This window comes from Flavobacterium fluvii (assembly GCF_900129545.1).
Classification (GTDB): Bacteria; Bacteroidota; Bacteroidia; order Flavobacteriales; family Flavobacteriaceae; genus Flavobacterium; species Flavobacterium fluvii.
Map to the genome: position 1 here is coordinate 152,194 of NZ_FQWB01000002.1, position 14,249 is coordinate 166,442.

Consider the following 14,249-nt stretch of genomic DNA (forward strand, 5'->3'; position numbering starts at 1 on the left):
TTTTTAAATAGTTTCTGCCAAGTCCAACGCTTTATTCAGTGCCAATAATTTATTGTACACTTCCTGCATTTCGCTTTCTTCGTCTGAGTCTGCAACAATTCCTGCTCCAGCCTGACAATGCAATTGGTGATTCTTGCTTAGGAAAGTTCGAATCATGATGGCGTGATTGAAGTTGCCTTCAAAATCCATAAAACCGATGGCGCCTCCGTAAAAATTACGATTTGTTTTTTCGTAATCTTCTATCAATTGCATTGCTCTGTGTTTGGGCGCTCCGCTCAACGTTCCTGCCGGGAAAGTATCGGCAACGACCTGCATTGTTGTGGCTTTTTCGTGTAAATGTCCTGTCACTTTGGAAACCAAATGGATTACGTGGGAGAAAAACTGGACTTCCCTGTATTTTTCTACATTCACATTGTGACCGTGGCGGCTTAAATCATTTCGGGCCAAATCGACCAACATCACGTGTTCGCTGTTTTCTTTTTTGTCTTCGGATAATTTTTTGGCAAGAACAGCATCTTTTTCGTCATCGCCGGTTCGTCTGAAAGTTCCTGCGATGGGGTGAATTTCGGCTTTGCGGTTTTTGACGATAATTTGGGCTTCGGGTGAAGAACCAAATATCTTGAAATCGCCATAATCGAAAAAGAATAGGTAAGGGGAAGGGTTGATGCTTCTCAACGCCCTGTAAACATTGAATTCATCGCCTTTGAAACCTTGGGTAAATCTTCTGGACAACACCAATTGGAACACGTCGCCTCTGTGGCAATGTTTTTTTGCCAATGCCACATTGTGTTTGAATTCCTCGTCAGTTAGGTTGGATTTACCTTCGCCATCTCTGGTGAATTTATACGATGCAATATTTCGGGATTGCAACAATTGTTCGATTTCCGAAATGTTGTTTTTTCCATCCAAACTGTGACAGAAGATATAGGCTTCGTTTTTGAAATGATTGATGGCAATGATGTTTTGGTACACCGCATAATACATATCAGGAATTGTAGTTTCTCCATCTTTCTTTGCGATGGTCACTTTCTCGAAATAACGAACGGCATCATAAGAAATGTAACCAAACAATCCGTTGTTGATGAATTTGAAATTGTTTTTCTCTGATTTGAATTGTCCTGAAAATTCCTGAATTACTTGAGGAACATCAGTTTTTGCATTTATTGAAAGGATTTCTGTACTTCCATCAGGGAAAATTTTGGAAATGGTTTCGTTTTCGATTTTAATGGAAGCAATCGGGTTGCAACAGATATATGAAAAACTGTTGTCGTTACCGTGATAATCGCTGCTTTCCAAAAGTAAACTATTTGGAAATTTGTCTCGAATTTTGAAATATACGCTTACCGGAGTAATCGTGTCGGCAAGGATTTGCTTGTAATGTGTATTTAGAGTAAATGTTTTCATTTGGTTTATATTTTTGATAGAGACTTTTACGGCTCATAGTATTTTTGAAAATAGAAAAAGGCTTGTCGTGATGACAAGCCTTTCATATTTATAGTTTATACTACAGGTGCTTTGTTCACGACGTTTGACGTAAATTGTTCCACCACCAAGTATTGTTTAATATCGTTTTCATTCGACAAATATATAAATCAAATTTGATTATTCAAATAGATTGAAAAAAAATCACTAATTTTTTTGGTTTTGTGTAAAATAAGAAACCCCGACAATTGCTTGTCGGGACTTGCCTATATTGTTTGTGTATCCTGAATTAGAATTTCAAAGCTACTTTCAATTCGAATTCATCATAGATAGCTTTGTCTCCAATGGTATCGAAAAATGATTTAGAGTTGTATTTGATTCCGTATTTAGTACGATCTACGTTGAAAGTTGTAGTAGCCGTGTTTCCGTTTACAGTGATGTCAAAAGTAACTGGTTGAGTGATTCCTTTGATGGTTAAATCAGCAGTTGCCGTGTAAACGTTAGCTGATTTAGCTCCGATTTTTTTGATAACTAAAGTTGCTGTTGGGAATTTGTCAGTTCCGAAGAAATCATCAGCTTTTAAGTGACCGTTCAATTTTCCTAGGTATTCTCCAGAAAGGTCAGTAGCAGTCAATGAAGCCACGTCAACTGTAAATGATCCACCAACTAATTTTTTTCCTTTGAAAACTACAGCTCCTTCTTTGAAGTTTACTGTACCATTGTGTTGTCCAGTCACTTTTTTTCCTAACCATTCGATAGAACTTGTTTTAACGTCGATTTTCTTGGTTTGAGCTGATGCTAATGTTGTAGATAAAACTACTACTAATGCTAATGCAATTGATTTTAAATTTTTCATTGTTTTGAATTTGATTGTTTGTAAATAATTAAAGGGTGATAAATAATTCTTTGTTTGATTTTCTAACTTTTTTCTGATGTTGGGTAGCGTCCTCTTCGTGTCTGTATCCTACCGTGGCTATTAAACTGGCGTTCAATCCCAATTCGTTTAATCCGAGTATTTCATTTACTTGGGCAGGGTCGAAACCTTCCATTGGAGTTACGTCAATTTTCAATTCAGCAGCGGCATTCAACAAGTTTCCAAGAGCCAAATAAGTTTGTTTTGAATTCCAGGTGTTTTGGGCGTCTTCCGATAATTCATTGATTTTGCCTTTCATGAATCCTTGGTATCCAGATAAGGCTTCCAAAGGAATTTCTCTTGTTTTGCTGATGTTTTCGAAAAAGGCATCCACTTCATCCTCATTGATGGTTGTTCTGTTTGCAAAAATGATAAGGTGTGAAGCCTCCACAATTTGTGATTGTCCCCAAGCAGCAGGTTGAACTTTTGCTCTTAATTCAGGACTTTCAACTATTATAACTTTATAAGGTTGCAATCCATAAGAAGAAGAACTCAAGCGAATGGCTTCTTTTAAGGTGTTTAAATCTTCAGTTGTTATTTTTTTGGTGGAGTCGAATTTTTTTGTTGCGTATCTCCAGTTTTGATTTTCTATAAAAGCACTCATATTATTTTGATTTATTATTTAATTCTGATTTCTATATTTTTCTAACAGACTATTCAATTGGATTATTTCGTCTGCATCTAAATTTTTTGAAAAATGTTGTTCATGTGCAATTACTTTTGGATCTAGTTCTAGTAAGACGTCTAATCCTTTTTGAGTAATTGTAACTTCTATTTTACGTCTGTTTTCTGGACAAACTTTTCGGGTTACCAGGTCTTTCAGCAATAATTTATCCACTAAGCGGGTGGTGTTGCTGGTTTTGGCCAACATTCGTTCCTGTATCACGCACATATTTGCCGGACAACCTTTTTGACCTCTTAATATCCGTAGCACATTATACTGTTCTCCCGATATTTCGTAAGGCTTTAATATTTCATTAAAATTATCTGTAATAACATTTTGGGTATACAAAACGTTCAGAATAATTTTTTTTGAATTATCCATTGGAACGGTTGATTTTATTACTTCTTCAATTTTCATATTTGTATATATGTTATTTGTTGGTACAAATGTAACAAGTTTTTTATTTGTATATACAAATGTGTTGTTAAGTTTTTGTTAAAAATATTTCAGGGTTTTGATTTTGGGGTAATTATTTAATGTACTTTCATAAAGAGAATCCTATTGTGTTCAATGAAAAAAGGAGGTTTTTGTATGAAATTGGACGTTTGTGAATTTGGTGTAATTATGAATATAAGCTTGTTTAATTGAATATAGAATGTATTTAAAAGTAATTTTTTGCAGTTTATTTGATAAATTCGTAATTCCGCCTGTTTTACGGTTATTCGAAAACGTTTTCTTTAAAATTTTATCTAATTAACAATTGTATCGAATCATTTTACTCAAAAACATTGTAATTTTACCAAAAACAATACTTATGAATTTAACACAAGAAGATTGGGTTTCTCAATATGAAGCCGACGATAATGCAGTAATTCTGGATGTAAGAACTGAAGCCGAAGTTAATGAAGGAATGATTCCTAATGCCGTCAATATTGATATTTATGAGGGTCAAGGTTTTATTGATAAGTTGGCAGCCTTGGACAAATCAAAAAATTATTACGTGTATTGCCGCTCCGGAGCCAGAAGTGCCAAAGCCTGCGATGTGATGAATGAACTTGGTTTCGAAAACGCCTATAATTTGTTGGGTGGATTTTTGGAATGGGATGGCGAAGTAGTCTAACCCAACTTATAAGAAGCAAAGTCTTCATTTTTATTTACGCTTTCTAATGGAAAGCACAACCTATTTATAATTATAATGAATACAATACCTCAAGAATTTCAAATTACCTCATTGCTTGCACAAGATACGTACTTGGTTAATGGTGAATTAAAAAAATGGGCGGGTCAAATGACCCCAGTTTATTCCACAATTTCTTCCACTGAAAAATACGAACCCACTTTATTGGGAACTATCCCTTTTATGGGTGAAGCAGATGCTATGGAAGCTCTCGAAGCAGCCTCGTCGGCTTACAATAATGGACAAGGTTTGTGGCCTACCATGAAAGTGGTGGATCGCATCAAGTGTATGGAGAAATTCGTTGCACAAATGAAGACCACCCGAACTGAAGTGGTTAAATTTTTGATGTGGGAAATTGGAAAATCATTGGGTGATTCTGAAAAAGAATTCGATAGAACGGTGGAGTATATTTACGATACCATCGAACATTACAAACAATTGGACAGAAACAGTGGTCATTTTACAAAAAGCCAAGGCGTAAATGCCATGATTCGTCGTGGACCACTTGGAGTAGTTTTGTGTCTTGGACCTTACAATTATCCATTGAATGAAACTTTCTCCCTGCTTATTCCAGCATTAATAATGGGAAATACCGTGATTTTCAAGCCGGCAAAACACGGAGTTTTATTAATTTCACCTTTATTGGAAGCTTTCAGAAGCAGTTTTCCAAAAGGGGTAATCAATGTTTTATACGGAAGAGGTCGTGAAGTGGCTTCTCCAATAATGAAATCTGGAAAAGTCGATATTTTGGCTTTGATTGGAAACAGTAAGTCTGCAATTGCCTTGCAAGACCAACATCCAAATAAAAACAGATTGCGTTTGGTTCTTGGTCTGGAAGCCAAAAATCCGGCGATTATTTTACCAGATGCCGATTTAGATTTGGCGATCCAGGAATGTATCACGGGAACATTGTCGTTTAATGGACAACGTTGCACGGCTTTGAAAGTGTTGTATGTTCACGAATCAATTGCAGCCGAATTCAACAAACGATTTGCCGCCAAAGTGGACGAACTTGTTTTCGGAAATCCTTGGGACAAATCGGTTTCGCTAACGCCATTGCCGGAGAAAGAAAAACCAGCCTATATCCAGGAATTGATTGACGATGCAACCAGTAAAGGAGCAAAAGTAATCAATGCCAAAGGAGGAGAAATTTCGGATAATTTTATATTTCCGGCAGTTTTGTTTCCAATAAACAAAGAAATGCGTGTGTATCACGAAGAGCAATTTGGACCTGTTGTTCCTATATTGACTTTCAAGGACATTCAAGAACCTTTGAATGATATGGCGGAATCTAATTATGGACAACAAGTGAGTTTGTTCGGAAAAGACATCAAAACCATTGCGCCGCTTATTGATACTTTGGTAAACTTGGTTTGTAGAGTAAACTTGAACAGTTCTTGTCAAAGAGGACCGGATTTATATCCTTTCACGGGTCGAAAAGATTCAGCCGTGGGAACTTTGAGTATTTTTGATGCCTTGCGTTCTTTCTCTATTAGAACATTTGTTGCTTCAAAAGACAATGAGTACAACAATGCCATTTTACAGGAATTGTTGAACAGCAAAGAATCGAATTTCATTAACACGGATTATATCTTGTAATTGTTTATGAGAATCCATTTCAATACAAACCCGACAGTTTTTTTTAAGCTGTCGGGTTTAATTTTTTTAATAACATGCTCTTAAAATATTATTTTTAGGATTAGGCATTTTGTTTTGCACTAATTGTTATTTTTACACTTCAATTTTTTACTCAATATAATTATGTTTTCATTACAAAATAAAAAAGCGGTGGTTACCGGTGGTGGTAGCGGAATCGGAAAGGCAATTGCAAGTCTGTTTGCAAAACAAGGTGCGGAAGTGCATATCGTGGAATTGACCGAAGAAAGTGCCAAAGAAGCTGTTGCGGAAATTAGTGCTGCAGGAGGAAAAGTTTTTTCCCACGCTTGCAATGTGGCCAGTCAACAAGAAGTATTGGCAACATTCGAAAAAATCGGTAATATCAATATTTTGATCAACAATGCAGGAATTGCGCACGTGGGAAAAGTGGAAACCACGCCCGAAGCCGATTTTGACCGAGTGATGAGCGTAAACGTAAAAGGAGTTTACAATTGTTTGTATGCGGCCATACCGCAATTGCGACTTTCGGGTGGCGGCGTTATCCTCAATATGGCATCCATTGCCGTTTGGGTGGGATTGTCGGATCGATTTGCTTACTCCACAGCGAAAGGTGCGGTAATGTCGATGACTTTGTCTGTTGCCAAAGATTATATTGGCGAAAATATTCGTTGCAATTCGATGTCGCCAGCACGAGTACACACTCCTTTTGTGGATGGATTTATTGCCAAGAACTATCCAGACAATCAAGACGAAATGTTCGATAAATTGTCGAAATCACAACCGATAGGTCGTATGGGAAAACCAGAAGAAGTAGCAGCCTTGGCCTTGTTTTTATGCAGTGACGAAGCTGGTTTTATCACGGGTAGCGATTATCCTATCGACGGAGGATTTATTAAATTGAATAGCTAAATAAAATACTAATAAAATAAAAAGAGAAAGATGAAACTGATACGTTTTGGAGAAGCGGGTAAAGAGAAACCGGGAGTTTTAATTGGAGAAAAAAGATGGGATGTTTCCTCTATCGTAACTGATTATAACGAAGCATTTTTTGAGGAAAATGGATTGGAAAAATTAAAAAAAGCATTGGAAAGCAATCCTTCATTACCAGAAGTTGCTGATACAGTTCGTTTGGGATCTCCAGTGGCAAGACCTTCCAAAATTATTTGCATTGGATTGAATTATGTGGATCATTGCGTGGAAACAGGAGCGCCGATTCCAACCGAACCCATTATTTTCTTCAAATCGACAACTGCTTTGTGTGGGCCAAACGACGATTTGGTGATTCCAAAAAATAGCGAAAAAACCGATTGGGAAATTGAATTGGCATTTGTGGTAGGAAAGAAAGCCAGTTATGTTGACGAAGCTGATGCAATGGATTATGTGGCTGGATATTGCTTGCACAACGATTATAGTGAAAGAGCTTTTCAATTGGAACGCGGCGGACAATGGGCAAAAGGAAAGGGTTGCGATACTTTCGCACCACTTGGCCCCTTTATGGCCACGACAGACGAAATTGCCGATGTGAATAATTTGTCAATGTGGTTGACCGTGAATGGTAAAACCTATCAAAATAGTAACTCTTTGAATTTAGTGTTCAAAATTCCTTATTTGGTTCACTATTTGAGCCAGTTCATGACTTTGCTTCCAGGCGACGTGATTAGTACGGGAACGCCTCCAGGAGTTGGTTTGGGAATCAAGCCAAATCCAGTATATATCAAAGCAGGCGATGTAATTGAATTGGGAATGGAAGGATTGGGTTCCAGCAAACAAGTTGCGGTTGCTTACAAGAAATAATTTTTCAAAAAGATTATAAAAAAAACAGCGGGATTTTTCACGCTGTTTTTTTTATGGTTTTAAATCTCTGAAAGATTAAACTTAAATCGAATTCCTGTCTATAAAATTAAAAGGAACTTTTATCTTTCCTTTTTCGCCGTTAAGAATCATTCGAGCTGCGGTTTCACCCATTACCTTGAAATCGGTTGAAATTACCGTTATGCCAAGTAATTCTTTTAGTGGAGTGTCATTATAGGATATTACTCCAATGTCTTTTCCCAAAACCAATTCGTCATCCCTTATTTGTTTTACCAGATTAACCAAGTCGGATTCTTCAATGGTAATAAACAAGTCCCCTTTTTTAAGGATCATGTCGGCATATACATGATTGTGGATTTCAAAATTCAAGGAATTTTCGATGCAAAACTTTTTGAATCCAATCAAAATCCTTCTTGGGTAAGGATAGATTGCATTTTCGGGATAAATTAAAATTAATTTTTTATATTTTGCTATTTTGTCAATGCCCTCACTTAGGGCTTGGTAGATGTCGTTTTCAAAATCTTGGTAAACTTCCAGTATTTCGCCATCCATTCCAAGTTTTATGTTGTCCATAATGACAAGCTTTTCTTTGGGTAAACTTTTTATGGCTTTTACCACTTCATCGGTATAACTGATGTGTTTTAGGCTGTCCGTTTTGAAGTGTGGCATTATTACATAGTAATCATAGTCGTTTTTGTATTTGTCCAGCAGGTTCAAAAACAAGGTTTCGTCACAATGGTAAATATGCAAATCGGTATGTGAATTGGCTCCAATACCATTAACAAAAGCATTGTAAGTGGCCATTTTATAGGAACTTAATTTATTGAATAAAAACAAGATGTTTACCTTGGAAATTAGTTTGGTCCTGGTAATATAATAACCCTTGCCTTTTATGGATGAAATTACTTTTCTTTCCTTGAGGATATTATAGGCCTTTTCCACGGTATCCCTCGACATGTAAAATTCCTCGCTAAGGATGTTGATCGACGGGATTTTTTGGTCTATTTTCAGATTGCCATTGGCTACATTAAAAATAATGGAGTCCACGATTTGCTGATACTTCGGCACTCGTGAATCTTCGTCAATCTTAATAAATTTAATCATGTTCATGTTTAATAAATTATACCTATTTCAGGTAATTTATATTTCAAACCGTTGCCGTTTCGTTTAAGTCTAGTTCAGAAAAAGGAATGTTCTTGTTTCTAATTCCTTTAAATCTCCAAATTTTAGTTTCATTGAAAGTTTAGAACTAAATTCAATTGATGAGATTTTAGTGGTTTTCACTTTTTTGAATGAAGAGCACCATATAATTATATCGTTTGCGCAAATATAATATTAAAAATAAAAGTGTTGCTATTAAAAATGATTTTATAACATTGATTTCTGATGAAAAGTATGAAAAGTAATAAAGAAGCCTTGGTGTTGGTGTCTTAGAAAGAATGGTTTTTGTGGATTTTGTTTTGAAAACCTTATTTTTTGTTATTGTCCATTTTTTTTGAAATACGGATTTAGGCGTAAATTATCTAACATTAAAAAAAGATATTGTTAAAAAGTGCTGTTGGTTAAATAGTTATAAATTTTTAGTAAATTTGGTAGGGAAATTTAAAACCGCTTTCTAGTTTGGCAGGTGTTTCTAGCTAAAATCTTAATTTGTAGCGATAAATCAGGAGTTTACATTGAAATTATTTTTGATTTTTTTTATTCTTCATGACAAGAATGGAGGGGGAATCAAGGCTTTTTGGTTTGTATAATTTGTTTATGGGTAAAAACAGCTGTTCTGGTAAAGGATAGTACAGGATAGTTTACTCTTCCTTATTCTTTTATTTTACGACACTATAACGATTGACCTTAAACCAAATTATAAAATAACCATTAATCTAATTATCAAATGCAAGTATTACTCGGAATTATTTTTCACTCCATAGGAGGTTTTTCATCAGGAAGTTTTTATATGCCTTTCAAAAAGGTCAGGGGATGGGCTTGGGAAAGTTATTGGATTGTAGGAGGATTTTTCTCTTGGTTGATCGTTCCGCCACTTGCGGCTTATTTGACTGTTCCGGGATTTGTTGACATTATCAGTAATACAGCTCCAGCGATAAAAGCGGTTACTTATTCTATGGGATTGATTTGGGGAATCGGGGGACTTACTTATGGTCTTGGTGTTCGCTATTTGGGAATGTCATTGGGTAATTCAATAACCTTGGGTTTTTGTTCGGCTTTTGGGGCGTTGGTTCCTTCCATATATTATAACTTTTATCCTGTAGCTGGCAAAACATCTTTTACCGACATGTTGCACAGCACTGGTGGGCAAATGGTTTTGTTGGGAGTCGTGGTATGTTTGCTGGGAATCGCTTTCTCGGGTAGAGCAGGCATGCTCAAGGAACTTGATTTTGAAGGGGCAGATACGACGCATATTAGAGATAAAGATTTTAGCTTGGTAAAAGGGCTTATCATAGCAATTATTTCAGGTATTTTGAGCTCTTTTTTCAATTTTGGTATTGAAGCTGGAAAACCAATGGCTGATGAAGCGGTTGCTCAAGGTTTTAATCCCTTGTTTCAAAACAATGTAACTTACATTGTGATACTTTGGGGTGGATTGACAGTCAACTTTATATGGTGTATGTATCTTAACTTTAAAAACAAAACATTTGGTGATTATGCCAACAGCCAAACGCCAATAACCAAAAACATTTTGTTTTCGGCTTTGGCAGGTACAATGTGGTTTTTGCAATTCTTCTTTTATGGAATGGGGGAAAGCAAATTGGGTAACGGAGCCAGTTCTTGGATTTTGCACATGGCGACGATTATTTTGACGGCCAACTTTTGGGGATTTTACTTGAAAGAATGGACAGGTGTTTCGAAAAAAACCTTCAGTACATTCCTTATTGGCATCGGTCTTATCCTTGCCTCGATTGTGATAGTGGGGATTGGAAATTCACTTTAATGCGGAATAAAAAAAATATTAATATAAATATATAACAACAATGTCAAATATAAATTCAAACAACATGACTTTTAAGCACGTAAGCTACCTATGGGATGAAGAAAAGGCTGCAGCATTAGCAGGAGATGAAGTAGCACTTTTTATTTACCGTTCCAATTTATTGGGAGCGGATTTAAGATTAACAAACTACGGAGGTGGAAACACTTCTGTAAAAATCACGGACAAAGACCCTTTGACAGGAGCTCCTTCTGAAGTGATGTGGATTAAAGGTTCTGGTGGAGACATTGGAACATTGACAAAATCAGGTTGTGCAGCACTTTATTTGGAAAGGTTGCTAAACCTTGAAAACGTATATAGAGGAATTGAATTCGAAGATGAAATGGTTGAATTGTTCAATCACTGTATTTTTGACTTGGCTTCCAAAGCGCCTTCCATTGATACGCCATTGCACGGTTTCTTGCCTTTCAAGCACATTGACCACTTGCATCCAGATGCTGCAATTGCCATTGCTGCCGCAAAAGATGGTGCGAAAATCACCGAAGAATTGTTCAACGGAGAAATCGGTTGGGTGGGATGGCAACGTCCAGGTTTTGACCTTGGATTGCAAATGCGCGCTTGTCTTCAAGAAGCTGAAGCAAAAGGAAAAAAACTAAAAGGAGTAATGTTGGGTTCTCACGGTTTGTTTACTTGGGGTGACACGGCTTACGAAAGTTATGTAAACACACTTGAAGTTATCGAAAAGTGTGCAGAATATTTAGAGTCTAACTATGGTAAAACTCGTCCAGTATTTGGAGGTCAAAAAATAGAAAGTCTTCCAGTTGATGCCCGTAAATTGCAAGCTGCAAAATTGGCTCCAATCTTGAGAGGTTTCTGTTCTTCAGAACGTAAAATGATTGGTCACTATACTGATGATTCTAGAGTATTGGAATTCATCAACTCTAATGATTTGGAAAAATTGGCTCCTCTTGGAACTTCTTGCCCTGACCACTTCTTGCGTACCAAAATCAGTCCGTTGGTAATTGAATTGGCTCCAAACGAAGATTTATCTGATGTGGAAGCAATCAAAGCAAAGTTAGCTCCAGCTTTTGAAGCTTACCGTCAAATGTACTCTGAGTACTATAACACTTGCAAAAAATCAAACTCACCAGCAATGCGTGATCCAAACCCGGTTGTAATTTTATATCCTGGAGTTGGTATGTTTACTTTTGCAAAAGACAAAACAATGGCTCGTTTGGCATCTGAATATTATACAAATGCCGTAAACGTGATGAAAGGTGCTGAAGCAGTTTCAGAATATACTTCATTGCCACGTCAAGAAGCTTTCGATATCGAATATTGGTTGCTTGAAGAAGCTAAATTGCAACGTATGCCAAAACCAAAAGCATTATCTGGAAGAATTGCCTTGATTACAGGTTCTGCAGGAGGAATTGGAAAAGCTATCGCCAAGAAATTTGCTGAAGAAGGAGCTTGCGTGGTTATCAACGACATCAACGAAGAGCGTTTGGCTGGAGCCACGGCTGATTTTACCAAAGCTTTTGGTAAAGATGCAGTTTCAAGCACTTTATTGAACGTGACAGATGAAAAAAGTACTGAATTAGCATTGGATGCAGCTTGTTTGGCATTTGGTGGAGCAGACATCATCGTGAATAATGCGGGAATCAGTATTTCTAAATCTATTGCAGAACATTCTTTGGAAGAGTGGGACAGATTGTATGATATTTTGGTAAAAGGACAATTTATTGTTTCTAAAGCTGGAATTGAAGTAATGCGCAAACAAGGTTTTGGTGGAGATATCGTGAATATCGTATCTAAAAATGCAGTAGTTGCAGGACCAAACAATCCTGGATATGGTTCAGCTAAAGCGGCTCAAGCTCACTTGACTCGTTTGATGGCTGCCGAATTGGGAGCAGACAAAATCCGCGTGAATACGGTAAACCCTGATGCGGTAATCTCTGATTCCAATATTTGGTCAGGTGGTTGGGCTGAAGGACGTGCAAAAGCTTACGGTATCACCGTTGCTGAATTGCCTGCATACTATGCAAAACGTACTTTATTGAATGAAATCATATTGCCGGATGATATTGCCAATGCTTGTTTTGCATTCGTGGGAGGCTTGTTGGGTAAATCAACAGGAAATGCCTTGAATGTGGACGGTGGTGTATCAATGGGCTTCTATAGATAAGAGCTGCTTGTAAAAGCGCAGTAACATTCGCTTTTATAGATAATAATACTACTTTGGTTTGGTTAGTAGTTAAGTTGATTTTTCTAACGTCCGATATTTCGGGCGTTAGATTATCTAAAATCTGCAAACAATACAATCACGAAGACTTTTTTAAAGTAACTTCAACCCAGTAATGGGTAAAGAAGTTTTATATTTAATTTTAAAATAAAAATATTATGTTAATCGAATCAAGCAAAATTGCTTCACATAATGACGGTTTATTAAAATCTCATAAAAATAAATTGGTTTTCACGGCTTCTGAAATTGCAGAAACGGAAAGCATCATCCAAAAATTAATTGATTTCCAAATTGCCATTCCATCTTGGGCTTTAGGCACGGGAGGAACACGTTTTGGTCGTTTCCCGGGTGGTGGAGAACCTCGTTCTTTGGAAGAAAAAATCGAAGACGTAGGTTTGCTACACGCTTTGAACAATGCTTCTGGTGCTATTTCTTTGCACATTCCTTGGGATATTCCAACAGATCGCAATGCGATTAAAGCATTGGCGGCACAACACGGATTGAAATTTGATGCGGTTAATTCGAACACTTTTCAAAATCAAGCTGATCAAGAGCATTCTTATAAATTTGGGTCTTTGCAAAACGTGAACAAAGCGGTTCGCAAACAAGCCATTGCACACAATATTGAAGTAATCCAACAAGGAATCGAATTGGGTTCCGAGTCATTGACTGTTTGGCTTGCCGACGGTTCTTGTTTTCCGGGACAACTAAATTTCCGTAAAGCGTATCAAAACACTTTGGAAAGTTTGGAAGAAATTTATGCTGCCTTGCCTTCTAACTGGAAATTATTCTTGGAATACAAATGTGCCGAGCCTAATTTCTATTCAACTACAGTTGCCGATTGGGGGCAATCGTATTCTTATGTGAAAAAATTGGGAGACAAAGCTAAAACTTTAGTTGATTTAGGGCACCACCTTCCAAACGCCAATATCGAGCAAATTGTTTCTTTATTGTTGATGGAAGATAAATTAGGTGGATTCCACTTCAATGATTCTAAATACGGTGATGACGATTTAACTGCCGGTGCATTGAAACCTTATCAATTGTTCTTGATTTTCAATGAATTGGTTGAAGGTATGGATGCTAGAGGAATGAACCACGCAACTGACTTAGGTTGGATGATTGATGCTTCACATAACGTGAAAGACCCAATGGAAGATTTGTTGCAATCTGTAGAAGCGATCATGGTGGCTTATGCACAAGCGCTTTCTGTTGACAGAAAAGCATTGGAAATTGCACAGGAAGAAAATGATGTGGTAAAAGCGCAAGAGATTTTACAAAATGCTTTCCGTACCGATGTTCGTGCATTAGTAGCTGAAGCTCGTTTGCGTTCTGGTGCTGCGCTTAATCCAGTTGGATTATACCGTCAGTTGGCTGTACGTGATGCTTTAATTGGAGAAAGAGGATTGAAAACGGTAGCTACTGGTTTGTAATTCAAATCTTTGTGAATAAATAGAAGTT

The 14,249-nt window shown here is 37.0% G+C and carries 12 protein-coding genes; 7 read left to right on the forward strand and 5 right to left on the reverse strand.

The features are described from left to right. Positions 1-3: 3 nt before the first annotated feature. The 4 genes from BUC16_RS06365 to BUC16_RS06380 all read right to left on the reverse strand — a co-directional run bounded on the left by BUC16_RS06365 (position 4) and on the right by BUC16_RS06380 (position 3,416). Positions 4-1,404, reverse strand: coding sequence for an anthranilate synthase component I family protein (locus BUC16_RS06365; RefSeq protein WP_073369027.1), 1,401 nt, complete (start codon positions 1,402-1,404; stop codon positions 4-6). Positions 1,405-1,711: 307 nt separating this feature from the next. After that, positions 1,712-2,278 carry a YceI family protein gene (locus tag BUC16_RS06370; RefSeq protein ID WP_073369029.1) on the reverse strand — a complete coding sequence of 189 codons (567 nt, stop codon included), beginning with the start codon at positions 2,276-2,278 and terminating at the stop codon, positions 1,712-1,714. A 28-nt stretch (positions 2,279-2,306) separates the two neighbouring features. After that, positions 2,307-2,939 (reverse strand): NAD(P)H-dependent oxidoreductase, encoded by a 633-nt coding sequence (locus tag BUC16_RS06375; protein ID WP_073369031.1) that lies wholly within the window; start codon positions 2,937-2,939, stop codon positions 2,307-2,309. An 18-nt stretch (positions 2,940-2,957) separates the two neighbouring features. Next, positions 2,958-3,416 carry a MarR family winged helix-turn-helix transcriptional regulator gene (locus BUC16_RS06380; protein ID WP_073369032.1) on the reverse strand — a complete coding sequence of 153 codons (459 nt, stop codon included), beginning with the start codon at positions 3,414-3,416 and terminating at the stop codon, positions 2,958-2,960. 397 nt (positions 3,417-3,813) lie between these two features. Here BUC16_RS06380 and BUC16_RS06385 point away from each other — a divergent pair, with 397 nt between their 5' ends. The 4 genes from BUC16_RS06385 to BUC16_RS06400 all read left to right on the forward strand — a co-directional run bounded on the left by BUC16_RS06385 (position 3,814) and on the right by BUC16_RS06400 (position 7,587). Beyond that, positions 3,814-4,119 (forward strand): rhodanese-like domain-containing protein, encoded by a 306-nt coding sequence (locus BUC16_RS06385; protein WP_073369034.1) that lies wholly within the window; start codon positions 3,814-3,816, stop codon positions 4,117-4,119. A gap of 75 nt (positions 4,120-4,194) precedes the next feature. Then, positions 4,195-5,775 carry an NADP-dependent glyceraldehyde-3-phosphate dehydrogenase gene (locus BUC16_RS06390; protein WP_073369036.1) on the forward strand — a complete coding sequence of 527 codons (1,581 nt, stop codon included), beginning with the start codon at positions 4,195-4,197 and terminating at the stop codon, positions 5,773-5,775. Positions 5,776-5,937: 162 nt separating this feature from the next. Beyond that, positions 5,938-6,702, forward strand: a complete 765-nt coding sequence (locus tag BUC16_RS06395; RefSeq protein ID WP_073369039.1) for an SDR family NAD(P)-dependent oxidoreductase — start codon at positions 5,938-5,940, stop codon at positions 6,700-6,702. A 30-nt stretch (positions 6,703-6,732) separates the two neighbouring features. After that, positions 6,733-7,587, forward strand: a complete 855-nt coding sequence (locus BUC16_RS06400; protein ID WP_073369041.1) for a fumarylacetoacetate hydrolase family protein — start codon at positions 6,733-6,735, stop codon at positions 7,585-7,587. 81 nt (positions 7,588-7,668) lie between these two features. Here BUC16_RS06400 and BUC16_RS06405 read toward each other — a convergent pair whose 3' ends face one another. Further along, a complete protein-coding gene (locus BUC16_RS06405) occupies positions 7,669-8,709 on the reverse strand; it encodes a GntR family transcriptional regulator (protein WP_073369502.1) in 1,041 nt (346 codons plus the stop codon). Between the two features lie 784 nt (positions 8,710-9,493). Here BUC16_RS06405 and rhaT point away from each other — a divergent pair. The 3 genes from rhaT to BUC16_RS06420 all read left to right on the forward strand — a co-directional run bounded on the left by rhaT (position 9,494) and on the right by BUC16_RS06420 (position 14,221). Next, on the forward strand, positions 9,494-10,549 hold the full coding sequence (gene rhaT, locus BUC16_RS06410; RefSeq protein WP_073369043.1) for an L-rhamnose/proton symporter RhaT: 1,056 nt from the start codon (positions 9,494-9,496) through the stop codon (positions 10,547-10,549). Between the two features lie 40 nt (positions 10,550-10,589). Then, positions 10,590-12,731 carry a bifunctional aldolase/short-chain dehydrogenase gene (locus BUC16_RS06415; protein WP_084546110.1) on the forward strand — a complete coding sequence of 714 codons (2,142 nt, stop codon included), beginning with the start codon at positions 10,590-10,592 and terminating at the stop codon, positions 12,729-12,731. 215 nt (positions 12,732-12,946) lie between these two features. Then, positions 12,947-14,221 (forward strand): sugar isomerase, encoded by a 1,275-nt coding sequence (locus BUC16_RS06420; RefSeq protein ID WP_073369045.1) that lies wholly within the window; start codon positions 12,947-12,949, stop codon positions 14,219-14,221. Positions 14,222-14,249: the final 28 nt, after the last annotated feature.